Below are 25390 nucleotides of genomic sequence, written 5' to 3'. Positions count from 1 at the left end.
CACGACCCGATAGCCTGCACGAATACCCGCATCACCGAAGGAGCCCCCATGGCCGAGTTCGCCGCCGAGGTCTACCAGAACGAGTTCCTGTCCGAGGGCGCCACGGACGTCCACGCGATCGTCACCGTGACGTGCACGGGCGCCGGCAGCGCGGGGAGCGTCGGCGGCGCGGGCGGGGTCGCCGAGATCATCATGGTCGACACGTCCGGGTCGATGTCGGGCCGGAACATGGAGGCCGCGAAGCACGCGGCCCAGGTCGCCGTGGACCAGATCCTCGACGGCACGTGGTTCGCGATCGTCGGTGGCAGCCATGTCGCCAACCGCGTCTTCCCCTACCCCAACGCCCGCATGGCGATGGTCCAGATGGAGCCGGGCGCGCGCGCGGAGGCGAAGCGCGCGATCTCGATGCTCACGCCCGGGGGCGGCACCGCGATGAGCACGTGGCTGCGCCTCGCCGACCAGCTCTTCGCGACGGTGCCGCAGGCGACCCAGCGGCACGCGATCCTCCTCACGGACGGCAAGAACGAGTCGGAGCCGCGCGCGAACCTCTCCGCCGCGGTCCGCGACGTCACCGGGCACTTCCAGTGCGACGCGCGCGGCGTCGGCTCGCGCTGGCAGGTCGACGAGCTGCGCGAGATCTCGACCGCGCTGCTCGGCTCGGTCGGCCTCATCGCCGACCCGAACGAGATCGCCGCGGACTTCGAGAGGCTCATGCAGGCCTCCATGGCCCGCGGAGTGGCCTCGGCCGACCTCCGCGTCTGGGCGCCGCAGGGCTCCCAGGTGCTCTTCGTGCGGCAGGTCGCACCGACCGTCGAGGACCTCACCCACCGCCGTGCCGAGGTCAACCCGCTCACAGGTGCTTACCCGACCGGCTCGTGGGGCGACGAGTCGCGCGACTACCACGTCGCCGTGCGCGTCGCGTCCAAGCCGGTCGGCTCCGAGCAGCTCGCGGCACGCGTCCAGCTCGCGGTCAACGGCGAGGTCGTCTCGTCCGGCCTGGTCAAGGCCAAGTGGTCCGACGACGAGTCGCTCACCACGCGCATCAACCCCGAGGTCGCGCACTACACGGGCCAGACGGAGCTCGCCGCGGCCATCCAGGAGGGCCTCGCGGCCAAGGCGTCGGGCGACGAGGCGACGGCGACCGTCAAGCTCGGGCGCGCCGTGCAGCTCGCCCAGCAGACCGGCAACGAGGAGGCGACGTCGCGGCTGCGCAAGGTCGTCGACATCGACAACGAGGAGCAGGGGACGGTGCGCCTCAAGCGCAACACCTCGACCCTGGACGAGATGGCGCTCGACACCGCCTCGACGAAGACGACCCGGGTCCGCCGGTGAGCGCCGTCGTCTGCCCCAACGGGCACCCGTCCGAGTCGACCGACTACTGCGACGTGTGCGGCGAGCCGATCGGCGCCGCGTCGACCCCTGCCACGTCCGCCCCGAGCGGCGCGACGGACACGCCGGGCGGCGCCCCGGCCGCGGCCGCGACGACCCAGCCCGTCCCGTGCCCGAACTGCGGGTCCCCCGCCCCCGGCGGCGCGCTGTTCTGCGAGAACTGCGGCTACGACTTCACGACGGGCGCCCTGCCCGACCCGGTCGACCCGCCGTCCGCGCTCTCGCTCGACCCGCCGTCGCGGCCCACGCCGCCCGCGCCCCCCGTCTCGGGCACGCCCGTCTCGGCCACGCCGCCCCCGCTCCCGGCCTCGGCCGCGACCCCGGCGCCGTCGTCGACCCCGCTGCCCGCCGCGGCCACGCCCACCGCACCCGAGGCGGGTGCCGCGGGCGAGCCGGCCGCTCCGGGCGAGCCCGCGTCGTCGGGCACCCACCTGCCGACACCTCCGGTCCCCGGCCCGGACCAGTGGGTCGTGGAGATCTGGATCGACCCCGACTGGTACACGGCGCAGCAGCCCGAGGACCCGATGCCTTCGGCGGGCCTGCCGGGCCTCGTCGTGCTGCGCGAGCGCAGCGTGCTCGTCGGGCGTCCGTCGGTGTCGCGGGGCATCCACCCGCAGGTCGACTGCGGCGCCGACACCGGCGTCTCGCGCCGGCACTGCCAGCTCAGCACGGACGGTCAGCGGTGGTGGGTCGAGGACCTCCAGTCGTCGAACGGGACCTACGTGAGCCCGGCGGGCGAACCGCTGCCGACGGACCCGGTCCCCGCCGGGCAGCGACGCGAGCTGTCCGACGGGGACCGGATCTACCTGGGCGCCTGGACGCGGCTCGTCGTCCGCAAGGCGCTCCCGGGCGAGGTCTGAGCCGGGCTCAGCCCTCGCTCGCCCGGGGCTCGGCCTCGGCCGTGATCTGCGTCGCCGCACCCCCGCCCGCGCGGTGCGCGACCTCGATCCGGCGAGGCCGGGCCTCCTCCGCGACGGGGATGGTCAACGACAGCACCCCGTCCTCGTACGACGCCGAGATCTTGTCGAGCGCGAGCCCGCGCCCCACCGTGAGCTGGCGCGCGTAGGTCCCCGAGGGCCGTTCGCGCGCGAGCCACTGGACGTCGGGGTCGGTCCGCGGGCTGCGCTCGGCGCGGATCGTCAGAGTGCGGTCCTCGACGGACACGTCGATCGTCCCCGGGTCGACGCCCGGGAGGTCCATCGTCAGGACGTAGTGGTCCCCCGCCCGGAACAGGTCGAGCGGCATGCCGCCCGACGCCGACGCGGCGGTCGCGCGCGCCCCGGACGCGAGCTGGCCGACCAGCCGGTCCATCGCGTCGAAGGTGGTCGTGAACGGATCGGTCATCGCAGCCACACCTCTCACCTCCCTCGTCGTCGGTCCCGGACCGTCCGGGACCGGTCGGTGCTCCCGCGAGGTAGGCACCTCACGGGCGGCTACACGACTGTTCTAGCACTCTCCCCCGCAGAGTGCCAAGAGGTCGTCGCGGACCGTTCCCGGGTCCGACGGAGCGCGGTTGTCGACGTCCTCCGGATCGACTTCCTGTCGGCGCGATCCTGTTGGGGGAACCCTCCAACCGGTTGTGCGATTCATGCACGCGGCGCCCCCGTGGTCGTCCGTGCCCCCGTCGTCGCGCGGCGCCCCGAGTCGGGAGAGTGGACGTGGCCACGACGGGTCGAGCACCGACCCGCCACGACGACGCAGGGAGCGCCATGACCGACGCCTCGACCGGGACGACCTCCGAGACGCCCCGGACCACCACGACGACCCCGGTCCCGCCGGCAGGGACCCGCGGACCGCTCGCCCTCGACGCAGGGGACGCGGCGCGCGTCGCGACGTTCGCGGCGCTGATCGCGGCGCTGGGCATGCCCGGCTCGGTCGCGCTGTTCGGGAACGCCGTCCCGATCACCCTCCAGACGCTCGGCGTCATGCTCGCCGGCACGATCCTCGGTGCGTGGCGCGGCGCGCTCGCCGTCGCGACGTTCCTCGCGCTCGCGGTGGCGGGACTCCCGGTCCTCGCGGGCGGACGCGGCGGCCTCGGGGCGTTCGTCGGCCCGTCCGCCGGCTACCTGGTCGGGTTCCTCGTGGGGGCGGCGGTCGTGGGCCGGCTCGTCGACCGGCTGCGCCGGGTGACGTTCGTCGGCGTGCTCGTCGCGTGCCTCGTCGGCGGGGTCGCGGTGGTCTACGCGCTCGGCGTGCCGGTCCAGTCGCTCGTCACAGGGGTGCCGCTCGCCACCACCGCGCAGCTCTCTCTCGCGTTCGTGCCCGGCGACGTCCTCAAGGCGCTGGCCGCCGCGGCGATCACCGTCGGCGTCGTGCGGGCCTACCCGGCCGCGCGACGGTCGGGCCGCCCCACAGGCCGCCCCGCGGCCACCGACCCCCTCTCCTCCTGACACCTGCGAGAGTGTCCGCGTGCCCGTCGCCCACCAGGTCCTGACGCACGCCGCCGACCCGGCGGTGCGCGACCGTCCCGCCCTGCGCACCCCCGAGCGGTCACGCACCTACGCCGCGCTCGCCGCGGACGTGCGTGCGGGCGCGACGCACCTCACCGCGACGGGCACGCGTCCCGGCGACCTCGTCGCCGTGTCCCTGCCCGACCCGCTGGACCTGCTGACGGCGGTCCTCGCCACCGACCACGCCGGCGCGACGCCGCTGGTGTGCGACGCGGCGTGGCCGCGCGCGCACCGCGCGGAGGTGCTGCGCACGCTGGCCCCCCGCACGTTCGTCGAGGTGCCGCTGCCGCGCGGGACCGGCGCCGGCCCCGACCTCGTGCCGGGGCTCGCCCAGCAGGGGGGTGCGAGCCCTGGCACGGGCCACGCGCCCGCCCCGGACGACCTCGCGTGGGCGGGCTTCTCGTCGGGCAGCACGGGCCGCCCGCGTGCGGTCGTGCGCACCCGAGCGTCGTGGGTGGGGTCGTTCGACGACGTCACGCGGCTCCTCCGCCTCCGCCCCACCGACACCGTGCTCGTCCCGGGGCCGCTCGCGTCGTCCCTCTACTGCTTCGCGGCCGTGCACACGCTCGCCGTCGGGGCGTGCGCTTACCTCACGCGCACCCCGGCGGCCACGACCTCCGCGCTCGCGAGCAGCGACGTCGTGCACCTCGTGCCCCAGGTCCTCGACGACGTGCTCGACGCCGTCGCGGCGGGAGCGCCGTCGCGGCTACGGCACGCGGTCGTCGGCGGCGCGTCGCTCGCCCCGGGGGCGCGGTCTCGCGCCGCGGCTCTGGGCATCGACGTGCTCGCGTACTACGGCGCGGTCGAGCTGTCGTTCGTCGCCTACGACCCGGACGGGTCGGGGCTGCGCGCGTTCCCCGGGGTCGACCTGGCCGTGCGGCCGCTGCCCGCGGCGAGCGTCGGTGAGGTCTGGGTCCGCTCGCCCTGGGTCTCGCGCGGGTACCTCGCGCGTGCCACGGGGCCGCTGCGCCGCGACGGCGCGTGGAGCACCGTCGGCGATCTCGCGGACCCCCTGCCCGAGCCCGCGCCGGGTGCCGCGCCCGCGTCGGCGCCCGGCGGGGAAGCCCCTGCCAGGCTCGTGCTGCGCGGCCGCGGGGACGGGGCGATCCTCACCGGCGGGTCGACCGTCGTGCCCGAGGACGTCGAGGTCGTGCTGCGTGCCGTGCCGGGCGTCCGGGACGTCGTCGTGCTCGGGACCGCGCACCGTCGCCTCGGCGCGGTCGTGAGCGCCGTCGTGGAGTGCGACGACCGGCCGGGGCTGCGCGCCCACCTGGAGCGGGTCGCGCGCGCGGCGCTCGCCCCGGCGCAGCGGCCGCGGCGCTGGTACGGCACGCGCGCGCTGCCCCGGACGCCGTCGGGCAAGGCCGCGCGCGGCGCCGTGAGCGAGGCCTTGGGGGGCACCGACCCCGCGCGGTCGGGCCTGGAGCCGCTGCGATGAGCGCGGACCGAGGTGCGCCGGACGACGCGCCCGTCGTGGTCGCGGCGCGCCGCACGTGGGTCGGGACGGCCGGGCACGGGCACCGGTCGCTGTCCGAGGTCGACCTCGCGGCCGGGGCGCTCGGCGCGACGCTCGGCGACGTGCGCGCGCTGGGGGTCGAGGACGACGTCGCGGACGTCGTCCTGGGATGCTGCACCGGGCCGGGCGGGAACGTCGCGCGCGTCGCGGCCCTCGCCGCAGGCCTGGGCGCCACCGTCCCGGGCCTCACCGTCGACCGCCAGTGCGCCTCCGGCCTCGCGGCGGTGCTCCTCGCCGCGCAGCAGGTCCGCGCGGGCGAGGCCGGCCTGGTCCTCGCGGGCGGGACCGAGAGCGCGTCGCGCGCCCCCGCCCGCTCGCACCGCACGGCGTGGGGCGACGTCGCGTACGCGCGCGCCGCGTTCGCGCCGACACCGTGGGCCGACCCCGGCATGGGCGCGGCCGCCGACGAGCTCGCGCGCCGCCGCGGCGTGACCCGGGAGCGCCAGGAGGCGTACGCGCTGCGTAGCCACGCGCGCACCCTGGCGGCGCACGCGGGCGGGCGGTTCGCGGCCGAGACCGTCCGGGTCGGCGCGCCGGGGAGGTCGCTCGCGCGCGACGAGCGGGCGCGGCGCCTCGACGCCGGGGTGCTCGCCCGGCTGTCCCCCGCGTTCACGCCCGGCGGCACCGTCACCGCGGCCACCGCGAGCCCGGTGAGCGACGGCGCGGCGACCGTCGCGGTCGTGCCCGAGCGCGTCCGTCGCGGCCTCGGTGCCCCCGGCCTGCGCGTGCTCGCGTCCGCGACGGTCGGGTGCGACCCCGCCCTGCCCGGGTGGGGCCCGGTCCCCGCGGTGCGCGCGGCGTTGGACCGCGCGGGCGCGCGGCTCGACGACGTCGCGGCGGTCGAGGTCGTCGAGGCGTTCGCCGCGCAGGTCCTCGCGGTGACCGACGCGCTCGGCCTCGACCCGCTCGGCGACCCCCACGACGACGCACGGCTCTGCGCCGACGGCGGCGCGCTCGCGCTCGGGCACCCGTGGGGCGCGAGCGGCGCCGTGTCGGTCGTGCGGCTGTTCTCCCGGCTCGTCCGCGCGGGCGCGCCGGCCGGGACGCTCGGCCTCGCGACGGCCGCCGTCGGTGGCGGGCTGGGCGTCGCGGCCGTGCTGGAGGTCGTCCGGTGATCGCGAGAGCGCGGGCCCGGCTGCGGCGACGAGACGCCGTCGAGGGCGCCCAGACCGCGCGCGTGGAGACGCCCCGCGCGGTCGCGGGGACCGGCACGTCGGGCACTCCCGGCCCGGAGGCACCCGGGCCCGGCTGCACGGTCCGGCTCGAGGACGTGCAGGTCCGCCTCGGCGAGCGGGACGTGCTCCGCGGGATCGACCTCGAGCTGCGCGAGCGGCGCGTGGGGATCGTCGGGGCCAACGGCTCCGGCAAGAGCACGCTCGCTCGCCTGCTCAACGGGCTGGTGGTGCCGACGGCGGGCCGCGTCCTGGTCGACGGGCTCGACACCCGCCGCGACGGCGCGGCGGTCCGCAAGCGCGTCGGGTTCGTGTTCACCGACCCGGACGCCCAGATCGTCATGCCGACCGTCGCGGAGGACGTCGCCTACTCGCTGCGCCGCCGTGCTCCGGCCGAGCGCGACGCGCTCGTGCGGGCTGCCCTCGCCGCGCGCGGCCTGGCGGACCACGCGGACCACCCCGCCCACCTCCTCTCGGGCGGGCAGAAGCAGCTCCTCGCGCTCACGTCCGTGCTCGCCGCCGGGCCGCGGCTCGTCGTCGCCGACGAGCCCACGACGCTCCTCGACCTGCGCAACACCCGACGGTTCGCCGCCGAGCTCGCGGCGCTCCCCCAGCAGGTCGTGCTCGTCTCGCACGACCTGGCGCTCATGGACGCGATGGACCGTGTGCTCGTCGTCGACGACGGGCGGGTCGTCGCGGACGACGAGCCGGGCCCCGCCGTCGCGCACTACCTGCGCCTCGTCGACGGGGGGTCGCCGTGACCCCGGGGACGTACCGGCCGGGAAGGTCGGTGCTGCACCGGGCCCCGGCCGGGGCGAAGCTCGTGGGTCTCGCGGCGGCCTCGGCCGTCGTGCTCCTGGTGTCGTCGCCGGCGGGTGTCGGCGCGGTGGTCCTCGTCGTCGGTGCGCTCTACGCGGTCGCGGGCGTGGGCCCGGGCGCGGCGTGGGACCAGGTCCGGCCCCTGCGCCTGGTGGTGCCCGTGCTCCTCGCCGTCCAGTTGCTCGCCCTGGGGCCGGTGCCCGCGGTCGTGCTCACGACCCGGCTCGTCGCGCTCGTCGCGCTCGCGGGGCTCGTGCTGCTCACGACCCGGACGTCCGCCGTCCTCGCCGCGATCGAGCGGGGGCTGCGGCCGCTGCGCCGCCTCGGCGTCGACGTCGACCGCGCGGCCCTCGTCCTGTCGCTCGCCGTACGCTGCGTCCCCGTCGTCGCCGCCCTGGCCCGGCGCGTGCGCGACGCCTGCCGGGCGCGTGGCCGTGAGCACGACGTCCGCGCCTACGCGGTCCCGCTCGTCGTCGGCGCCCTGCGCCAGGCCGACGCGCTCGGCGACGCGCTACGGGCCCGCGGCCTCGACGACTGACGGCCCGTCCCGCCGTCGTGCCGACGGAGAGCCGTGGTCTCGCGAGGTGGACCCGTGGTCAGGACCAGACCTCTACCTCGGCGTACCAGGCCTCTACCTCGCGGAGAGGGCGCTCTCAGCGGGCCGCAGGTTCGCCGGTGGCGCGGTGGCCCCGGAGGGAGACGACCGCGGCGACGAGGATGCCGACCACGGTCACGACGAGCAGGGCGCGGTAGTCGACGGCGCCCACGAGTGCTGCACCGACCACGGTCAGCACGAGCTGCGGGACGTTGACGAGCAGCAGGCTCGCCGCGGCGACGCGCCCCTGGAGCCCCGGAGGCGTGCGGAGCTGCCGCTCGGTGACGAAGCCGACGATGGACCACGTCGCGCCGAGACCGACCGCGCCCAGCCCGAGGACGATCGCGACGGCGCTGGTTCCCGTCGCGGGGACGATGCCGAGCGCGAGCACGATCAGTCCCAGCGCGACGAGCCGCTGCGCGCCCCACCGCGCGACGAGCCGGGCCGCCGTCAGCCCCGCGACGATCGCGGTGAGGGCCTGGACGGAGGAGATCGGGCCCAGCAGCGCCGCGGGCAGGCCCAGCCCGTCCTCGACGATCGCGAGGCTGACCGCGTTCAGGAGCCCGACCCCCGCGAACGCGACGAGCATGGCGAGCGTGAGCACGCCGAGCGGCGCCGTGCGCACGAGGTGGCGGAAGCCCGCCGTCAGCTCGGCCAGGTAGGGCTCGCGCTCGGCGGCGGGGGTCGGCGGCGTCTCGACGAGGCGGATACGGCCGATCACGGTCCCCGCGACCGCGAACGCGACCGAGGCCGCGACCACGAGGGGCCAGGCGCCGGCGAGCGCGTACGCACCCGCGCCGACGACCGGCATGAGGAGGCGGAAGACCTGGTCGATGGTCGTGAGCCGACCGTTCGCGGGGGCGATCGCCTCGTCCGGGAGCATGTCGCGCACGAGGCCGGCCTGGGCCGCCGCCGTCGCGAACCCGACTCCCGAGTAGACGACCGTCACCACGAACACGAGCCAGACCTGCTCGGGCCCGCGGACCGCGAGGAGGGCGAGCAGGCTCACCGCGCCGACGAGGTACGTGACGACGAGCATCCGCCGTCGCGACACCCGGTCCGCGAGCTGGCCGAGGAGCGGCGACGCGAGCGCCGGCAGGCCGAGCGCCGCGAACACGAGCCCGGCCGCGCCGTTGGAGCCCGTGAGGTCCTTGACCCACACGGCGAGGATGATCGCGAGGACCGAGTCGGCGAAGTTCGTGAACCCCCACGCGACCGACAGGAGGCGGAAGGGGCGGGAGCGCAGCGCGTCGCGAGGGCCCGGGGCGTCGCCGGGAGCAGCGGCGGGGACGGTCGTGGCGACGGTCTCCTCGGCCGTCGCGGGGACGTCCTCGGGCGCGGTCCGTGCGGTGACGGCCGTCGGCTCGGGGGGCGTGCTCATCGCCGGGCCTCCGGGAGGTCGGCGTTGACGATCGAGAAGAGGCGCGCGCGACGCGCCCCTGCGGGACGGAGCGACGGGTCGTCCCAGCGCCCCCGGAAGCGGTCCGTGAGCGCCTCGACCTCGCGCGCGAGCGCGTCCAGCTCCTCGCGCGTCGCGTAGAAGGACGCGCCGGTCATCGTCGAGGCGAGGAGCCACTGCGGGTCGTCGGCACCGGACCCGGCGATCCACGCCCGGACGCGCGCCGTCTCCTGGTCCAGCATGAGGGTCGCCACCGCGCCCGCGGCGTGCAGGGACTCCGGCACGTCGGGGTCGAACTTCGTCTGGCGTCCGCGCCCGACGGAGCGCCACGGCCGCTCCTTGCCGCGCCGCTCCGCGGGCTCGACGTACCCGTACTTCGCGAGCATCCGCAGGTGGAAGGAACAGCTCGCGACGGACTCGCCCGTCACCTCGGCGCACCGGGTCGCGGTGACCTCGCCCTCGTCGTCGAGCAGCGCGAGGATCCGCAGGCGCAGCGGGTGGGCGAGCGCCCGGATGGTCGCAGGGTCGGTCGCGACGACCTGCCCGTGCTCGGGCCGCGGACCGCGCGGGAGGCGTTCCGACGACGCCGGGCCGGGGCCGGCCGGGGAGGCCGCGGCGTCCCGCGAGCCGGCGGGCGGGTCGGCTGGTGTGCTCATGCCCGCCACGGTAATTCACGAAAGAGTTCTTGCGCAAGAGTTCTTTAGCGAGCCCCTGCCGCTCCGGGATCCTCCCGGCGCGCGACCACGAGGTCGTGGGCGCGGCTGACCGCGACCACGATGCCGAGCACCGCCACGGCGAGCGACAGGCCCGCCAGGACGTCGGTGAGGAAGTGGTAGCCGAGGTAGAGCCGGCTCAGCGCCACGGCACCGATCACCACGACCGACGCCGCGGCCCAGACCGCCAGGACACGGCCGTCGTGGTGGCGGTGCCACACCAGGTAGCCACCGACGAGGACGAGCGTCGCCGCCCCGATCGTGTGCCCGGACGGGAAGGAGAACGACCGCTCCACCCCGGCGACGACCATCGAGACGTCGGGCGGCCGCGGCCGCGCGACTGCGGCCTTGAGCACCGTCGAGACCAGCGTCGCGAGCACCATGGCCCCCGCGAGCAGCCCGGGTTCCCACCACGTCCCCGTGCGGCGCGCCCACACCACGCACCCCACCGCGACGAGGACGGGGAGCACGAACGGGCCGGACACGGTCGTGATCACCGTGAGGACGCCCGTCGCGACCGGGGTGCGGTGCGCGACCATCCACGCGAGCAGCGGCTCGTCGAGGCGCCACAGGTCGTCCTGGTCACGGACCGCGTCCAGGAGGAGCGCGAACCCCGCGACCCCGGCGAGCACCAGGAGCACGCCCGGCCACACGCTCGCCAGGACCTCGCGCGCGGACACGCCGCGCCGTTCGCCCGTCCTGCCGCCTGACTGCCCGTCCGCCGCGCTCATCCCCGGAGGCTACGCACGGCGGGCCGACCGCGCAGCGCGGCCGACCGCCGTCGTGCACCGGCACCCGACGCTCGTGGCGAAAAAGGGATGCACCGCCCACGATGACCGTGGTCGTATGTACCCACACCGCGGTGACGTCCGTCCGGTCCGTACCGGGCGGTGGAGGGTCCGGCCAGACCCACGAACCCAGCGTCACGAGAGCAGACCATGCATCCCTTGATCACGTACGACGTGGCGGCCCTCAGCCGTCGCGAGCAGCTGCAGGAGCAGACCCTGCGCCGGTCGCAGCTGCGCCGCACCACGACCCGCGTCCCGGCGAACACCCGGCAGGCCCGCCTGCCGCGCCGTTCCGCATGACGCGCACCGACCGCTCGCCGGGCCGGGGAACCTCCCCGACAGGCGGCGGCACACCTCGCCGAAGGCCCCGACCGTCCGGACCCCCGTGGACCGGACAGCCGGGGCCTTCGTCGTGCGCCCCTGCCTCGCGCGCCGCCGTGCTCCGCGTCTCGGGCACGCCGAGCCGTCGCGCGCACCGCGGTTAGGCTGTGGGCCGTGAGTCCTGTGAACGCGAACGAACGCATCGTCTGGATCGACTGCGAGATGACCGGGCTGGACCTGGGCGCCGACGCCCTCGTCGAGGTCGCCGCCGTCGTCACCGACTCCGAGCTCAACGTGCTCGGCGACGGGGTCGACGTGCTCGTCCGGCCTCCGGCCGAGGCGCTCGAGCAGATGGGCGACTTCGTCCGGCAGATGCACACGACCTCCGGGCTGCTCGACGAGCTCGACGGGGGCCTGACGCTCGCCGAGGCCGAGCAGCGCGTCCTCGACTACGTCCGCACGTGGGTCCCCGAGCCGGGCAAGGCACCGCTGGCGGGCAACTCCGTCGGCACCGACAAGGGCTTCCTCGACCGCGACATGCCCGCGCTCATGAGCCACCTGCACTACCGGATCATCGACGTGTCGTCCGTCAAGGAGCTCTCTCGCCGCTGGTACCCGCGCGCCTACTTCTCGTCGCCGGAGAAGCACGGCGGTCACCGCGCCCTCGCGGACATCCTCGAGAGCATCGACGAGCTGCGCTACTACCGTGCCGCCGTGTTCGTCCCCCAGCCCGGTCCCGACTCCGCGACGGCGCGCAAGGTCGCCGAGCAGGTCGTGGCGACGAGCGTCACGCGCGGTCGGACCCGACCCGCCGACGACGCCGCGACCTCCGTGGCCACCGTCACAGGGTCCGCCGACTCCTGACCTCGAAAAGCGGTCCGGGAGGCCCTCCCGGACCAGGTACACTTTTCGACGGCCGGTGCTTCACGCGCCGGTCATGGTGGGTATAGCTCAGCTGGTAGAGCACCTGGTTGTGGTCCAGGGGGTCGCGGGTTCAAGTCCCGTTACTCACCCCAGACGGCGAGGGCCGGTCTCCGAGTCGGAGCCCGGCCCTCGCCCCGTCTCCCCGTCTCCCCGGGTGCTCGGCGCCCGTCTCAGGTGGTGCGGTGCGAGGCGACGGCGAGCACGCCGCCCAGGCCGATCATCATGCCCCCGCCCGTCGCGCGGACCGCGCTCAGGCGGCGGGGCGACGAGGCGAACCACGACCGTGCCGCTCCCGCCGCGAGCGCCCACGCGCTGTCGCACACGAACGCGATCACCGTGAAGACCAGCCCGAGCACCATCATCTGGGCGGGCACGCGACCGGCGTGGAAGTCCGTGAACTGCGGCAGGACCGCGACGAAGAACACGATGGTCTTCGGGTTCGTCACGCCGACGACGTAGCCCTGCCGCACGACGCGCCACCACGGCTCGCGCACGGGCGCGACCGCGACCGTGACGGCCCCCTCCCGCCGGTGCCGGATCGCCTGGACGCCGAGGTAGACGAGGTAGGCCGCGCCAAAGAGCTTGACGACCGTGAAGACGGCGACCGACGTCGCGACGATCGTGCCGACCCCGAGGGCCACGGCGACGACGAGCGTCAGCGCGCCGAGCTCGTTGCCGAGGACGCTCAGGACTCCGCCCCGGTGCCCGAGCGCGAGCGACCGGCCGACGACGAAGAGCACGCTCGGGCCGGGGACCACGACGAGCACGAGCGAGGCGAGCGAGAAGGCGAGCAAGGAGTCGAGGTGAGGCACAGCGCCACGATAGGCCCGAACGTGACGAGCGTCACGGGAGAATCCCACGCGGCCCGTGGTGGAGCCACGGGCGTGCCACGACGCGAAGCCGACGTACCGGTGCGAGTGCGACGTGTCGGTGGTTCGTCGTACGGTCTGTGAGACGCGAGGCATTGCGCTTGACTGGCCGAACCGCGGTCGTGGTTGGGTGGAGGCCGTTCACCGACTGTCGGGAGGCAGCGCCCCATGATCGAGTTCCGATCGGTCACCAAGACGTACCCGGACGGCACGGCGGCGGTCGCGGACTTCGACCTGGTGATCCCGCCCCACCGCACGACGGTGCTCGTCGGGTCGTCCGGGAGCGGCAAGACGACGCTCCTGCGCATGATCAACCGCATGGTGGAGCCCACGTCGGGCACGATCGAGATCGACGGCGCCTCCATCCTCGACCGGGACCCCGTGAAGCTGCGCCGCAGCATCGGGTACGTCCTCCAGAACGGCGGCCTGCTCCCCCACTACAAGGTCGTCGACAACGTGACGACGGTCCTGCGCCTCGAGGGCACGCCGCGACGCCAGGCGCGCGAGCGTGCGCTCGAGCTCCTCGACACCGTCGGCCTCGACCGGGCGCTCGCGGACCGCTACCCGAGCCAGCTCTCGGGTGGGCAGCAGCAACGCGTCGGCGTGGCACGCGCGCTCGCCGCGGACCCGAACATCCTCCTCATGGACGAGCCGTTCGGTGCCGTCGACCCGATCGTGCGTGCCGAGCTCCAGACGGAGACGATCCGGCTCCAGCGCGAGCTGGAGAAGACGGTCGTCTTCGTCACGCACGACATCGACGAGGCCTTCCTGCTCGGCGACCAGGTCGTGATCCTCGAGAAGGGGGCGCAGGTGGCTCAGATCGGGTCGCCCAGCGAGATCATCGAGAATCCTGCGAGCGAGTTCGTCGCGAGCTTCATCGGGGCGGAGCGCGGCGCCCGGGCGCTGCACACGAAGCGCACGGAGCACGGGACCGTGCTCGTGGACGGCACCGGCCGCACGCAGGGCGTCCTGGTCGACGATCTCGTCGAGGGCAGCGCATGACCTGGGTCCTGGACAACCTCGACCTCATCGGCCGCCTCACGGTCGAGCACCTGAGCCAGTGCGTGCTGCCCATAGTGCTCGGGTTCCTCGTCTCGATCCCGCTGGGCTGGCTCGCCTTCCGGTTCCGCCTCACGCGGGGCCTCGTGCTCACGCTCGTCGGGCTGCTCTACACGATCCCGTCGCTCGCGCTGTTCGCGCTGCTCCCACCGCTCCTCGGCATCAGCTTCCTGTCCGAGCTCAACCTGGTCGTCGCGCTGACCATCTACGCCGTGGCGATCATGACCCGGTTCGTCGCGGACGCCCTGGCCTCGGTCGACCCGACGGTGCGGCAGGCGGCGCTCGCGGTCGGGTACGGGCCGTGGCGCCGCTTCTGGCAGGTCGACCTCCCGCTCGCGGGCCCGGTCGTGCTCGCCGGGCTCCGCGTCACGGCGGTGTCGACCATCTCGCTCGCGACGGTCGGCATCCTCATCGGGATCGACAACCTCGGGTACCTCTTCACCAACGGCTACCAGCGGCAGATCGTCGCCGAGATCCTCTCGGGCGTCGTCGCGGTCGTCGTCATCGCCCTCCTCGTCGACCTGCTGCTCGTGCTCGCCGGGCGAGCGGTCATGCCGTGGTCCCGGAAGGTGCGCGCATGAACCTCTTCTCCGACGCGGTCGCCTGGATCTTCTCGCCCGACCGGCTGACCGGCGCTCTCCCTCTCCCGGAGGCGATCTGGACGCACCTCGCGTTCACGTTCGTCTCGGTGCTGATCGCCGCGGCGATCGCGATCCCCGCGGGCTGGGCCATCGGGCACACCGGACGCGGGCGGGAGTTCGCGGTCGCCCTCTCGGGCGCGGCCCGTGCTGTCCCGTCCTTCGGGCTCGTCCTCCTCCTCGTCCTCGTCCTCGGCGTGACCCACAAGATCGCGGCATCCACGACGGCGTTCGTCCTGCTGGCGATCCCACCCATCCTGGCGGGCGCCTACGCGGGTGTGGAGGCCGTCGAGCGGCGCGTCGTCGACGGCGCCCGGTCCGTCGGCATGAGGGGGTGGCAGGTGCTGTTCAAGGCCGAGGTGCCGCTCGGGCTCCCGCTGCTCATCGGCGGCCTGCGCTCCGCGACGCTCCAGGTCGTCGCGACGGTGACCCTCGCGGGGTACGTCGGAAACTGGGGCCTCGGCTTCTACATCGTGCAGGGCATCCAGATCCGCGACTTCTCCCAGATCCTCGGCGCCGCCCTCGTCATCGTCGTCCTGGCCGTCGTGCTCGACGCGCTGTTCGCGATCCTCCAGCGGGTCGTCGTGCCGCGCGGCGTGACCGCGGGCCGCTCCTCGGACGACGAACCTGCCCGGCGGCGCCGCCGCCGGGTCCCCGCACCGACCACCGCCTGACACGCGGGTCCCGACCGCCCGTCGCTCCGCCCGCCGCCCGACCGACCTCTCCCAGTCCCTCCCGGTCCCCGGGACGGCTCTCAGAAAGGCAGACACATGCGCACCACCCGACGCACCGCCGCCCTCGTCGCCGCCGCGGCGACCGCCGTCCTCACGCTCACCGCCTGCGGCGGCGGGTCCGACCCGCTCGACGCCGACACCGGGACCTCCGACGGTGGGAGCGCGGCGTCCGACACCATCGTCGTCGGCTCCCAGGCGTACTACTCGAACGAGATCATCGCCGAGATCTACGCCCAGGCGCTCGAGGCGAAGGGCTTCACCGTCGAGCGCAACTTCTCGATCGGCCAGCGCGACGCCTACATGCCCGCGCTCGAGAGCGGCGAGGTCCAGCTCTTCCCCGAGTACACGGGCAACCTGCTCCAGTTCTTCGACCCGGAGACCACGGCGACGTCCCCCGACGACGTGTACGCCGCGCTCCAGGAGGCCCTGCCCGACGGGCTCACCGTCCTCGACCAGTCGAGCGCGACCGACCAGGACTCGTACAACGTGACCGAGGCGTTCGCCACGGAGCACGACGTCACGAGCATCGCCGACCTCGCGGGCCTCGACGTGCCGCTCACGCTCGGCGGGCCCGCGGAGCTCGAGCAGCGCCCCTACGGCCCGCAGGGTCTCAAGGACGTGTACGGCGTCGACGTGTCGTTCGTCGCGACGGGAGACACGACCGTCCAGGACCTCGTCGCCGGCACGGTGAACGTCGCGAACGTGTTCAGCGCCGACCCGCGCATCCAGACCGAGAAGCTCGTGACGCTCGAGGACCCGGAGGGCCTGTTCCTCGCCTCGAACGTCGTGCCGCTCGTCAACGCGGACATCGCCGACGAGATCGCGGACGTCATCAACCCCGTCAGCGCGGCGCTCACGCCTGAGGGCCTCGTCGCCCTGAACGTGGAGTCCACCGAGGACCAGCGCTCGCCCGAGGACATCGCGGCGGACTGGCTGTCGGAGAACGGCCTGGCCTGACCTCTCGCCCCGCAGGATCGTGGCCCGCCCCGGTCCGGGACGGGCCACGGTCGCGGGCGGGCCGGCAGCCGGCCCGCGAGGGTCGGTGCACGACGTCAGTGCGCGACGCGCGCGGTGATCGCGTCGGCGAACCGGTCGAGCGATCCCGGGGCGAGGGCGAGGAACAGCGACGGCTCGGTGAGCTCGAGCTCGATGACGACGACTCCGCCGTCGTTGCCCGTCACGACGTCGACGCGCGCGTACAGGAAGCTCGCGACGTCCCCGCCGCCGACCGCGTCGGCCGCCACCACGAGTGCCCGTCGCGCGACGTCGAGCTGCTCCTCGGTCGCGGTGAACGGGCTCATCTCCTCCTGCTGGTACAGGCCGCGGGTCGGGCGGTGCGGGCCGGTGAGGAGCGCGTTCTTGCGCACGGCGTGGGAGAACTCCCCGTCGACGAAGACGAGGCCCGTCTCCCCCGCGGTGTCGACGCTCGTCACGTACGGCTGCACCATGACCTCGCGGCCCGAGACCAGCAGGTTCTTCGCGTGCTGGATCGCGAGCCCGCGCGAGTGCGCCTCGCCGGCCTGGTACCGGCCGGTGTCCTTGGCGCCCGCGCTGACGACCGGCTTGATGACGAAGTCGCCCTGGGCGGGCAGGCGCGTGTGGATCGCGCGCGAGGACAGGTTGCGCGCCGGGTCGAGCCACAGCGTCGGGATGACGGGGATCCCCGCGCCCTCCAGCTCGCGCAGGTAGCCCTTGTCGGTGTTCCAGCGCAGCACGGCCTCCGCGTTGAGGATGCGCGTGACGCGCGTCGCCCACGCGACGAACTCGTCGCGCCGGGCCGAGTAGTCCCACGTCGAGCGCACCACGACGGCGTCGAACGCGTCCCAGTCGACGTCCGGGTCGTCCCAGACGGCGGGCTGCGCGGCCACTCCGCGGGCGTCGAGCGCGCGCACGAGCGGCGCGTCGTCGGGGTCGAGGTGCGGCAGGACGGAGCACGTCGCGAGAGCGACGCGCGGGGCTGGGGTCTCGGTCGTCACGCCCCGAGCCTAGGGGACAGGACCGCCGCGCGGGCACCGGCCGTGGCGACGTGCCCGGCCTGGAGGGCGCTCCCTCGCCGACCGCGACGTCACGCGCTACAGCCCGTACTCCTCGAGGAAGCGCAGCCAGACCTCGCTCACCGTCGGGTAGGACGGCACCGCGTGCCACAGGCGCCGCAGCGGGACCTCGCCCACGACGGCGATCGTCGCGGCGTGCAGCATCTCCGCCGCGTCGGGGCCGACGAACGTGGCGCCGACGACGACCTCGCGCGCGGCGTCGACGACGAGCTGGGCGCTGCCGGCGTAGTCCTCGGCGCGCACCGCGGCGCCGGAGACGTTCGCGAGGTCGTACCGCACGACCCGCACGTCGATCCCGGCCTCGCGCGCGGACGCCTCGGTGTGCCCGACGGCCGCGACCTCGGGACGTGTGAACACGACCTGCGGGGACGCGACGCCGTCGGCCGTCGCCGCGAACCGCGACCACGGCTCGGGCGCGGACCCGACGGCGGGCGCCCGTTCCCCCGCGGTCGGCGCTCCGTCAGTGTCCGGGTCGCCGAACCGGGCCGCGACGACGTCGCCCACTACCCGGCCCTGGTACTTGCCCTGGTGGGTCGTCGCGACCCGCCCGGTGACGTCGCCCGAGGCGTACAGCCAGCCGCCGGCACCCTCGACGTCGTCCGGCGCCACCCCTCGGACGAGCATCGTGTCGTCGACGTCGAGCGCACGCCCCGGGACGAGCCCGACCGCGTCGACGCCGAGGTCCTGGGTCCGCGGCACACGGCCGGTCGCGACGAGCACCCGATCCGCGGTCACGGGCGACAGGTCCGGCGCCCCGACGACGCCGCCCTCGCCCCGCCGCGACCCGACGGCCGACAGCGTGAGGCGCGCCCCGCCGTCGGGCAGGGTCTCGACCGACTCGGTGCCCACGCCGAGGCGCACGTCCACGCCGAGCTCCCGGAGGGACGCGGCGACCGCCTCGCCCGCCCACGGCTCGGTGCGACCGAGCAGGCCACCGCGCGACAGCACGGTGACTCGGGACCCGAGGTCGGCGAACGCGACGGCCATCTCGGTCGCGACCACTCCCCCGCCCACGATCGCGAGCGACTCCGGCACGTCCTCGACCGCCGTCGCCTCGCGGCTCGTCCAGGGGTTCGCGTCGACGAGTCCGGGCACGTCCGGGAGCACGGGGACGCTCCCCGTCGCCACGATCACCGCGTGCCGGGCCGCGAGCCGTCGCGTCCGCGGGAGTCCGTCCGGGTCGGCGTCGGGCTCCTCGGCGACGACCTCGACGAGGCGCGGCCCGACGATCCGGCCCAGGCCGCGCACGAGCGCGATCCCCGCACCCTCGACCCACGAGACCTGGCCGCCGTCGTCCCAGTCCGCGACCATCGCGTCGCGGCGCGCGAGGACGGCGGGGACGTCGAGCGCGTCGTCGACGCCCACCCCGGGGACGCCCCGCGCCTCGGCGCGCGCCGCGCCGGGCCGCAGGAGCGTCTTGGAGGGGATGCACGCCCAGTACGAGCACTCGCCGCCGACGAGCTCGGCCTCGACGAGCGCGACGCTCAGGCCCGTGCGCCCGGCGCGGTCGGCGGCGTTCTCCCCGACGGGCCCGCCGCCGATCACGATCACGTCGTAGGTCTCGTCGGGCGCGGTCTCCTGCTGCGGGTCGCTCGTCATGGGCCCATCCTCACGCGGTGTCGCGGTCGGCGCCCAACGGGACGTCGGCGCGCTCGCCGGCGGGCTCACGCGACGCGCGCCTCGTCGAGCCGGTCGAGGACCTGCCGGACGGTCTCGGCGACGGACCACCCGGTCGTGTCGAGGTGCAGGCCGCCGGGAGTCTCGCGCGCAGCGGCCGCGAACTCGACCGGTGTCCACTCTCCGTACGCCTGCTTGTGCCGGGCCTCGTCGCGCGCGGCGAGCGCCGCGGCGTCGGGCGCGAGCACGACGGCGTAGCACGGGCGGGTGCGCACGCGCGCCGTGAACCGCTCCAGGTCGGGCCCCAGCAGGATGTCCTGGACGACGGCGACCACGCCGGCAGCGGCGTAGGTGTCCGCGGCCTGCGCCGCGAGCTGCTGCCGCAGGTCGAGCTGGGCTCGGGCCGCGGGCGACAGGGGCGGCGCCATCGACGCCTGACCGCTCACGACGAGCCGGCGGAACAGGTCGCCGCGTACGTGCGCCGCGAGCGGGAACGTCCGCGCGAGCGCCTCGGCGACGGTCGACTTGCCCGACGCCATCGCGCCGGTGACGACGAGGACGGGCGCCGGGCTCCCCGCGGGAGCGACCGCGTCGGGTGGGGTCGGAGAGGCCATGGCGCGACCGTACGTCGCCGGCCGTGCCCACGGCGACAGGATTGCGGCGCGAGGAGACGGCGGCGGCCCGGGGGGACGGCGACGCGCGCGTCGACCGGACCACCGGACGTGCGGACACCCCCGGTCCGACCGGACCGGGGGTGTCCTCGTGCAGAGCGCAGGAGCGTCCCGCTAGTGCGTGACCGCCTTCTCGGCGCCCGCGCCCGTGAGCGAGCGGACCTCCATCTCGGCGAACTTCTCCGGGTGCGGCTTCTCCTTGCTGAGCATCGTCCCGACGATCCCGAGCAGGAACGCGAGCGGGATGGAGACGATGCCGGGGTTGCTCAGCGGGAAGATCGCGAAGTCGATGTCGGTGTTCTTGATCATCGACAGGCTCGCGCCCGTGACGGGGTCGACCTTGCCGGACACGACGGGCGAGAACGCGATGAGCACGATGCACGAGACGAGCCCGCCGTACATGCTCCACAGCGCCCCGGACGTGTTGAACCGCTTCCAGAACAGCGAGTAGAGGATGGTCGGCAGGTTCGCGCTCGCCGCGACCGCGAACGCGAGCGCCACGAGGAACGCGACGTTCTGGCCCTGGGCGAAGATGCCGCCGAGGATCGCGAGGATCCCGATGACGACGACGGTGATGCGCGCGACCTTCACCTCGCCGTCCGGCTTCACCTCGCCCCGCTTGATGACGTTGGCGTAGATGTCGTGGGCGAAGCTCGCCGCCGCGGTGATCGTCAGGCCCGCCACGACGGCGAGGATCGTCGCGAACGCGACAGCGGAGATGAACCCGAGCAGGATCTCGCCGCCGAGCGCGAACGCGAGCAGTGGTGCCGCCGAGTTCACGCCGCCTGGTGCCGCGCTGATCGTCTCCGGCCCCACGAGCGCCCCGGCGCCGTACCCGAGCACGAGCGTGAACAGGTAGAAGATGCCGATGAGCCAGATCGCCCAGACGACCGAGCGGCGGGCCTCCTTGGCCGACGGCACGGTGTAGAAGCGCATGAGCACGTGCGGCAGCCCGGCCGTGCCGAGCACGAGGGCCAGTGCCAGCGAGAGGAAGTCGAGCTTGGTCGTGCCCGTCGCGCCGTACTGCTTGCCCGGCTCGATGAGCGCCTCGCCTCCCGCCCCGGCCTTGTCGATCGCGCCCTGGAGCAGGTCGGAGAGGTTGAAGCCGAACGTGGCGAGCACCCATACCGTCATGACCGCGGCGCCCGCGATGAGCAGCACGGCCTTGATGATCTGCACCCACGTGGTGCCCTTCATGCCGCCGACCAGCACGTAGAGGATCATGAGCGCGCCCACGACCGCGACGACGACGCTCTGCCCCGCCGTCGAGGAGACGCCGAGCAGGAGGGCAACGAGCCCGCCCGCGCCCGCCATCTGCGCGAGCAGGTAGAAGAACACGACGGCCAGGGTCGCGAGCGCCGCCGCCATGCGCACGGGGCGCTGCTTGAGCCGGAAGGACAGCACGTCGGCCATCGTGAACTTGCCCGTGTTGCGCAGCAGCTCGGCGACGAGCAGCAGCGCGACGAGCCACGCGACGAGGAACCCGATCGAGTAGAGGAAGCCGTCGTACCCGTTGATCGCGATGGCCCCGCAGATCCCGAGGAAGCTCGCGGCCGAGAGGTAGTCGCCCGCGATGGCGGTGCCGTTCTGCGGCCCGGTGAACGAGCGACCGCCCGCGTAGTAGTCCGCGGCGGACTTGTTCTGCCGCGACGCGCGCAGCACGATGACGAGGGTCACGGCGACGAAGACGCCGAAGATCGCGACGTTGACGACCGGGTTCCCGACGTCGGTGGCCTCCGCGGCCACGAGGTGGGCGCTCACAGCTCGTCCTCCTCGATCTCCCGGCGCAGCTCGTCCGCCGCCGCGTCGAAGCGCTTGTTGGCCCAGCGCGCGTAGATCATGGTGATCGCGAACGTGGACACGAACTGGCCGAGGCCGAAGAGCAGCCCGACCGTGATGTTCCCCCACACCCGGATGCTCATGAAGTCGTGCGCGTAGTTCGCCAGCAGGACGTAGACGAAGTACCACACGAGGAACAGCGCGGTCATGGGGAACACGAAGTTCCGGAAGCGTCTGCGCAGGTCCTGGAACTCGGGCGAGCGTTGCACGCGCTGGTAGTCGGTCTCGTCGGCGGGCCCCGGTCCGGGGACGGCCGTCACGTCGGTCATGACGCCTCCGTTGGCTCATTCCGTTGACTGACACAGAGCCCGCACCCCGCTGACGGCCACCTGTCGACGCGACCGCACGCGACACTGCGTGCCCGGGGCGACGTTCACCCCCGGCACAATGTGCCGTAGATCACTTCTGTCCGCAAGGACCTGGCGCGGCCCGTCGGGCGCCGGGTCGCGCCGCGTCAGACGCGCACGTACTCCAGGTCGGTGATGACGCGGCCCGCGTTCTCACCCTTGCGCTCGAACCCGGTGAGCACGCGGCCCTCGAAGCGCGGCGCGACGTTGCCCGGGCCGTGGACGTTGCGCAGCCCGGGCGCGGCGTCGAGCACGTCGAGCATCTGCTCTGCGTACTCGGCCCAGTCCGTCGCGAGGCGCAGCGTCCCACCGGGCCGCGCGCCGCCCTCCTCGCCCGGGGCCCGCAGCACCCGCTCGGCGAGCGCCGCGAACGACGGCGTCACCAGGCGCCGCTTGTGGTGGCGGGACTTGTGCCACGGGTCGGGGAAGAAGACCCACAGCTCGTCGACGCTTCCTGCGGGCAGCGTCGTGGCCAGCAGCTCGGCCGCGTTCGCCTGGACCAACCGCACGTTCGTCAGGTCGCGCTGCGACGCACGCAGCACGGTCTGCGCGAGACCCGGGGCGTACACCTCGACCGCGAGGAAGTCGGTCCCCGGCTCGCGCTCGGCCGCGGCCACCACGGCCTCGCCCTGGCCCGAGCCGATCTCGACGACGAGGCGCGCGTCGCGCCCGAACGTGCCCGCGACGTCGAGCTCGTACGCCGGGTCGACCGACGTCCGCGCGACGTCGCGCGGCACGTCGACCACGTAGCGGTCCCGGTGCTCGTCCCACGCGCGCTGCTGGCGCGGCGCGAGGCGCCCGCTGCGTCGCACGAACGACACGGGCTGCGTGCGGTAGCGCGGGCGGTCGTCGAGGGTGTCGGGGGTCGGGTCGGGCATCGCACCAGGGTACGGGCGCCCCGCGCGAGGACCTACCGCGCGAGGCGCCCGGAAGCGCCCGGGGGCGCCCGTCAGACGTACGCCGCGTACGCCGGCAGGTCCAGGATGCCGTTGCCCGACAGCCCGAGCACGATCACCTCGGGCTCGGTCGCCGCGCGCGCGTGCGCGATCGCGGCCGCGACGGCGTGCGTCGACTCGGGCGCCGGGATGATGCCCTCGCTGCGCGCGAAGAGCGTCCCCGCGGCGAACGCGTCGTCCTGCTCGACGGCCGTCGCCTCCATGAGCCCGAGGTTCACCGCGTGCGACACCATCGGCGACATGCCGTGGTAGCGCAGCCCGCCCGCGTGGATCGCCGGCGGGACGAAGTCCTTGCCGAGCGTGTGCATCTTGAGCAGCGGCGTGAGGCCCGCGACGTCGCCGAAGTCGTACCGGTACTCGCCCTGGGTGAGCGACGGGCACGCGGCCGGCTCGCACGCGACGAGCCGCGTCGTCGTGCCCTCGCGCAGGTTGCGGCCCAGGAACGGGAAGGTCAGGCCCGCGAGGTTGGACCCGCCGCCCGCGCACCCGAACACCACGTCGGGGGTGCCCTCGCCCGCCTCGTCGAGCTGGACGAGCGCCTCCTGGCCGATGACGCTCTGGTGCAGCATGACGTGGTTGAGCACGCTCCCCAGCGCGTAGTGCGCCGCGGGGTCCTTGGCCGCGGTCTCCACGGCCTCGCTGATCGCCATGCCGAGCGAGCCCGTCGTCTCCGGGTCGGCGGCGAGCATCGCGCGCCCGGCCTCGGTGAGGTCCGACGGCGACGGGTGGCAGATCCCGCCGTAGACCTCCATCTGCGCACGGCGGTACGGCTTGGAGTCGTACGACGCGCGCACCTGCCACACCTCGACGTCGAGCCCGAGGAGCGCGCCCGCGAACGACAGCGACGCGCCCCACTGGCCCGCGCCCGTCTCGGTCGTGAGCTTGGTGGTGCCCTCGAGCGCGTTGTAGTACGCCTGCGCGACCGCGGTGTTCGGCTTGTGCGAGCCGACCGGGCTCACGCCCTCGTACTTGTAGTAGATCCGGGCCGGGGTCCCCAGGGCCCGCTCGAGGCGTCGCGCGCGCACGAGCGGCGACGGTCGCCACAGCGCGTAGATCTCACGGATCGTCTGCGGGATCTCGACGTAGCGCTCGTTCGTCACCTCCTGCTGGACGAGCGCGAGCGGGAACAGCGGCGCGAGGTCGTCGGGGGTGAGGGGCTCGCGCGTCCCGGGGTGCAGGTGCGGCGGCACGGGCTCGGGCAGGTCGGCGGCGAGGTTGTACCAGTGCGTCGGGACGGTCGAGGGCACCTCGGCGCCGGTCGGCTCGAGGGACCGGACGGGGACGGGAGACTGCTGTGTCGTCATTCTGGGGGCTCCAGCTCAGGGGGTGCTCGGGGTACACGAGAGGGAGGGCCGCTGGGCCGACGACGCGTGCATCGGGGTCCGCCGAGGCCGCCCACGTCGTCGGGGCACGGCCGGTCGAGGTCACCGGCCGTCAGGCGGCCGGCCACCAGAGGGTCACGGACGGGTGCGTCACGAGGCCGACCCTACCCCGGCGTGCGTGGTCCGGACACCGCCGGCAGGGACCACCGGCACCGGCCGAGGGACGATCGGCTCTCGCGCGCGCGAGGGCCCGGGAGCTGGGATGGGAGCAGGACGCCGGACGACGGCAGTGCCGGCGCGGACGGAAGGAGCCGTCATGGTCAGCAACCACGTTCCCGGCCGGTTCGAGGGCCGCACCGCGATCGTCACCGGCGCGGGCGCCGGCATCGGGCGCGCGACGGTCGAGCGGCTGCTCGCGGAGGGCGCGCGCGTCGTCGCGACGGACGTCCGGGAGGACCGCCTCGAGAAGCTCGTCGCGGACGTCGGGACCGACGCCCTCGTGACGGTCGCGGGCGACGTGAGCGCGCAGACCACGGTCGACGCGGTGGTCGCCGCCGCGGGCGGCCGCGTGGACGCGCTCGCCAACGTCGCGGGCATCATGGACGGCTTCCTGCCGAGCGCCGAGGTCGACGACTCGACCTGGGAGCTCGTCATGGCCGTCAACGTCACGGCCGTCATGCGGCTCACGCGGGCGGTGCTGCCCCTCATGCTCGCCGTCGGGAAGGGGTCGATCGTCAACGTCGGGTCCGAGGCTGGGTCGCGTGCGTCGGCGTCGGGCACCGCCTACGCGACGTCCAAGCACGCGATCGTCGGCTTCACGAAGAGCACGGCGTTCTTCTACACCCCGCAGGGCGTGCGGGCGAACGTCGTCGCGCCCGGCGCCGTCGCGACGAGCATCGAGGCGCCCTTCCGCTCGCAGTTCGCCGGCGAGCGGCTCGGCCCGATCATGGCGACGACCGTCCCGCCCGCCGCGAGCGCCGACGAGCTCGCCGCGGCGATCACGTGGCTGCTCTCGGACGACTCGGCCAACGTCTCCGGCGCCGTGCTGCACAGCGACGGCGGCTGGGCCGCCGTCTGACCTCGGCGCGCCGACCTCGACGCGACCGCCCCGCGGCACGGCGGAGCGGCCCCCGGACCGTCCGGTCCGGGGGCCGCCTTCATCTTCCGCAGCGCGTGCCGTGGCGAGCGCCACGGAACG

General features: G+C 74.7%; 26 protein-coding genes and 1 tRNA gene. 15 read left to right on the top strand and 12 right to left on the bottom strand.

The genetic code is table 11. From position 1 onward, the window contains the following. Positions 1–48 precede the first annotated feature (48 nt). Both AC6CH9_RS18625 and AC6CH9_RS18620 read left to right on the top strand, forming a co-directional pair. Entirely contained in the window at positions 49–1332 is a 1284-nt protein-coding gene (locus AC6CH9_RS18625) for a vWA domain-containing protein (protein WP_498156229.1), read from the top strand. After that, entirely contained in the window at positions 1329–2249 is a 921-nt protein-coding gene (locus AC6CH9_RS18620; protein ID WP_498156228.1) for a double zinc ribbon and FHA domain-containing protein, read from the top strand. The genes AC6CH9_RS18625 and AC6CH9_RS18620 overlap by 4 nt, the downstream gene beginning before the upstream one ends. Before the next feature lie 7 nt (positions 2250–2256). On the opposite strand, the gene AC6CH9_RS18615 is transcribed toward AC6CH9_RS18620, so the two are convergent. Then, entirely contained in the window at positions 2257–2742 is a 486-nt protein-coding gene (locus tag AC6CH9_RS18615; RefSeq protein ID WP_498156227.1) for an Hsp20/alpha crystallin family protein, read from the bottom strand. Between the two features lie 356 nt (positions 2743–3098). On the opposite strand from AC6CH9_RS18615, the gene AC6CH9_RS18610 reads away from it, so the two are divergent. The 5 genes from AC6CH9_RS18610 (at position 3099) to AC6CH9_RS18590 (ending at position 7884) form a co-directional block, all read left to right on the top strand. Then, the gene (locus AC6CH9_RS18610; RefSeq protein WP_498156226.1) at positions 3099–3779 is read left to right on the top strand and encodes a biotin transporter BioY; all 681 of its coding nucleotides are present in this window, start codon (positions 3099–3101) and stop codon (positions 3777–3779) included. A 19-nt stretch (positions 3780–3798) separates the two neighbouring features. Further along, the gene (locus AC6CH9_RS18605) at positions 3799–5277 is read left to right on the top strand and encodes a class I adenylate-forming enzyme family protein (RefSeq protein WP_498156225.1); all 1479 of its coding nucleotides are present in this window, start codon (positions 3799–3801) and stop codon (positions 5275–5277) included. Beyond that, complete coding sequence (locus AC6CH9_RS18600) at positions 5274–6470, top strand: thiolase family protein (protein ID WP_498156224.1); 1197 nt, start codon at positions 5274–5276, stop codon at positions 6468–6470. Before AC6CH9_RS18605 ends, AC6CH9_RS18600 begins: the two co-directional genes overlap by 4 nt. Before the next feature lie 155 nt (positions 6471–6625). Beyond that, positions 6626–7288: an energy-coupling factor ABC transporter ATP-binding protein gene (locus AC6CH9_RS18595; RefSeq protein WP_498156270.1), complete on the top strand. Its 663-nt coding sequence runs from the start codon at positions 6626–6628 to the stop codon at positions 7286–7288. Continuing rightward, positions 7285–7884 carry an energy-coupling factor transporter transmembrane component T family protein gene (locus AC6CH9_RS18590; RefSeq protein WP_498156223.1) on the top strand — a complete coding sequence of 200 codons (600 nt, stop codon included), beginning with the start codon at positions 7285–7287 and terminating at the stop codon, positions 7882–7884. Before AC6CH9_RS18595 ends, AC6CH9_RS18590 begins: the two co-directional genes overlap by 4 nt. A 115-nt stretch (positions 7885–7999) precedes the next feature. Here AC6CH9_RS18590 and AC6CH9_RS18585 read toward each other — a convergent pair whose 3' ends face one another. The 3 genes from AC6CH9_RS18585 to AC6CH9_RS18575 are packed head-to-tail and all read right to left on the bottom strand — an operon-like array spanning position 8000 to position 10784. Then, positions 8000–9322: an MFS transporter gene (locus AC6CH9_RS18585; RefSeq protein WP_498156222.1), complete on the bottom strand. Its 1323-nt coding sequence runs from the start codon at positions 9320–9322 to the stop codon at positions 8000–8002. Beyond that, positions 9319–9996: an ArsR/SmtB family transcription factor gene (locus AC6CH9_RS18580; protein WP_498156221.1), complete on the bottom strand. Its 678-nt coding sequence runs from the start codon at positions 9994–9996 to the stop codon at positions 9319–9321. Before AC6CH9_RS18580 ends, AC6CH9_RS18585 begins: the two co-directional genes overlap by 4 nt. 44 nt (positions 9997–10040) lie before the next feature. Continuing rightward, a complete protein-coding gene (locus AC6CH9_RS18575) occupies positions 10041–10784 on the bottom strand; it encodes a phosphatase PAP2 family protein (RefSeq protein WP_498156220.1) in 744 nt (247 codons plus the stop codon). Positions 10785–10991: 207 nt separating this feature from the next. On the opposite strand from AC6CH9_RS18575, the gene AC6CH9_RS18570 reads away from it, so the two are divergent. The 3 genes from AC6CH9_RS18570 (at position 10992) to AC6CH9_RS18560 (ending at position 12178) form a co-directional block, all read left to right on the top strand. Then, positions 10992–11141, top strand: coding sequence for a hypothetical protein (locus AC6CH9_RS18570; protein ID WP_498156219.1), 150 nt, complete (start codon positions 10992–10994; stop codon positions 11139–11141). Positions 11142–11384: 243 nt separating this feature from the next. Continuing rightward, a complete protein-coding gene (gene orn / locus AC6CH9_RS18565) occupies positions 11385–12026 on the top strand; it encodes an oligoribonuclease (protein ID WP_498156269.1) in 642 nt (213 codons plus the stop codon). A 76-nt stretch (positions 12027–12102) separates the two neighbouring features. Then, a tRNA-His gene (locus AC6CH9_RS18560) sits at positions 12103–12178 on the top strand. Positions 12179–12256: 78 nt separating this feature from the next. On the opposite strand, the gene AC6CH9_RS18555 is transcribed toward AC6CH9_RS18560, so the two are convergent. Further along, complete coding sequence (locus AC6CH9_RS18555) at positions 12257–12898, bottom strand: LysE family translocator (RefSeq protein ID WP_498156218.1); 642 nt, start codon at positions 12896–12898, stop codon at positions 12257–12259. 225 nt (positions 12899–13123) lie between these two features. On the opposite strand from AC6CH9_RS18555, the gene AC6CH9_RS18550 reads away from it, so the two are divergent. The 4 genes from AC6CH9_RS18550 to AC6CH9_RS18535 all read left to right on the top strand — a co-directional run bounded on the left by AC6CH9_RS18550 (position 13124) and on the right by AC6CH9_RS18535 (position 16343). Beyond that, positions 13124–13957, top strand: coding sequence for an ABC transporter ATP-binding protein (locus tag AC6CH9_RS18550; protein WP_498156217.1), 834 nt, complete (start codon positions 13124–13126; stop codon positions 13955–13957). Beyond that, entirely contained in the window at positions 13954–14595 is a 642-nt protein-coding gene (locus tag AC6CH9_RS18545) for an ABC transporter permease (RefSeq protein WP_047233210.1), read from the top strand. The genes AC6CH9_RS18550 and AC6CH9_RS18545 overlap by 4 nt, the downstream gene beginning before the upstream one ends. After that, positions 14592–15326: an ABC transporter permease gene (locus tag AC6CH9_RS18540; protein WP_498156216.1), complete on the top strand. Its 735-nt coding sequence runs from the start codon at positions 14592–14594 to the stop codon at positions 15324–15326. The genes AC6CH9_RS18545 and AC6CH9_RS18540 overlap by 4 nt, the downstream gene beginning before the upstream one ends. Positions 15327–15422: 96 nt before the next feature. After that, on the top strand, positions 15423–16343 hold the full coding sequence (locus tag AC6CH9_RS18535) for an ABC transporter substrate-binding protein (RefSeq protein ID WP_498156215.1): 921 nt from the start codon (positions 15423–15425) through the stop codon (positions 16341–16343). A gap of 95 nt (positions 16344–16438) precedes the next feature. Here AC6CH9_RS18535 and AC6CH9_RS18530 read toward each other — a convergent pair whose 3' ends face one another. The 7 genes from AC6CH9_RS18530 to AC6CH9_RS18500 all read right to left on the bottom strand — a co-directional run bounded on the left by AC6CH9_RS18530 (position 16439) and on the right by AC6CH9_RS18500 (position 24174). After that, a complete protein-coding gene (locus tag AC6CH9_RS18530; protein WP_498156214.1) occupies positions 16439–17362 on the bottom strand; it encodes an ATP-grasp domain-containing protein in 924 nt (307 codons plus the stop codon). Positions 17363–17458: 96 nt separating this feature from the next. Then, positions 17459–19039: a dihydrolipoyl dehydrogenase family protein gene (locus tag AC6CH9_RS18525; protein WP_498156213.1), complete on the bottom strand. Its 1581-nt coding sequence runs from the start codon at positions 19037–19039 to the stop codon at positions 17459–17461. Between the two features lie 65 nt (positions 19040–19104). Further along, the gene (locus AC6CH9_RS18520) at positions 19105–19671 is read right to left on the bottom strand and encodes an AAA family ATPase (RefSeq protein WP_498156212.1); all 567 of its coding nucleotides are present in this window, start codon (positions 19669–19671) and stop codon (positions 19105–19107) included. 171 nt (positions 19672–19842) lie between these two features. Beyond that, entirely contained in the window at positions 19843–21489 is a 1647-nt protein-coding gene (locus AC6CH9_RS18515; protein ID WP_498156211.1) for a monocarboxylic acid transporter, read from the bottom strand. Beyond that, positions 21486–21836 (bottom strand): DUF485 domain-containing protein, encoded by a 351-nt coding sequence (locus AC6CH9_RS18510; protein ID WP_498156210.1) that lies wholly within the window; start codon positions 21834–21836, stop codon positions 21486–21488. The genes AC6CH9_RS18515 and AC6CH9_RS18510 overlap by 4 nt, the downstream gene beginning before the upstream one ends. A 185-nt stretch (positions 21837–22021) precedes the next feature. Continuing rightward, positions 22022–22792, bottom strand: coding sequence for a tRNA (guanosine(46)-N7)-methyltransferase TrmB (gene trmB / locus AC6CH9_RS18505; RefSeq protein ID WP_498156209.1), 771 nt, complete (start codon positions 22790–22792; stop codon positions 22022–22024). Positions 22793–22863: 71 nt separating this feature from the next. Then, positions 22864–24174 (bottom strand): TrpB-like pyridoxal phosphate-dependent enzyme, encoded by a 1311-nt coding sequence (locus AC6CH9_RS18500; RefSeq protein WP_498156208.1) that lies wholly within the window; start codon positions 24172–24174, stop codon positions 22864–22866. 334 nt (positions 24175–24508) lie between these two features. Here AC6CH9_RS18500 and AC6CH9_RS18495 point away from each other — a divergent pair, with 334 nt between their 5' ends. Beyond that, positions 24509–25270, top strand: coding sequence for an SDR family NAD(P)-dependent oxidoreductase (locus AC6CH9_RS18495; protein WP_498156207.1), 762 nt, complete (start codon positions 24509–24511; stop codon positions 25268–25270). The last annotated feature ends 120 nt before the right edge of the window (positions 25271–25390 follow it).

Source organism: Cellulosimicrobium sp. GQ32, from assembly GCF_059758455.1.
Note: the sequence above shows the minus strand (reverse complement) of the source record. Positions and strands in the feature narration are given on the sequence as shown.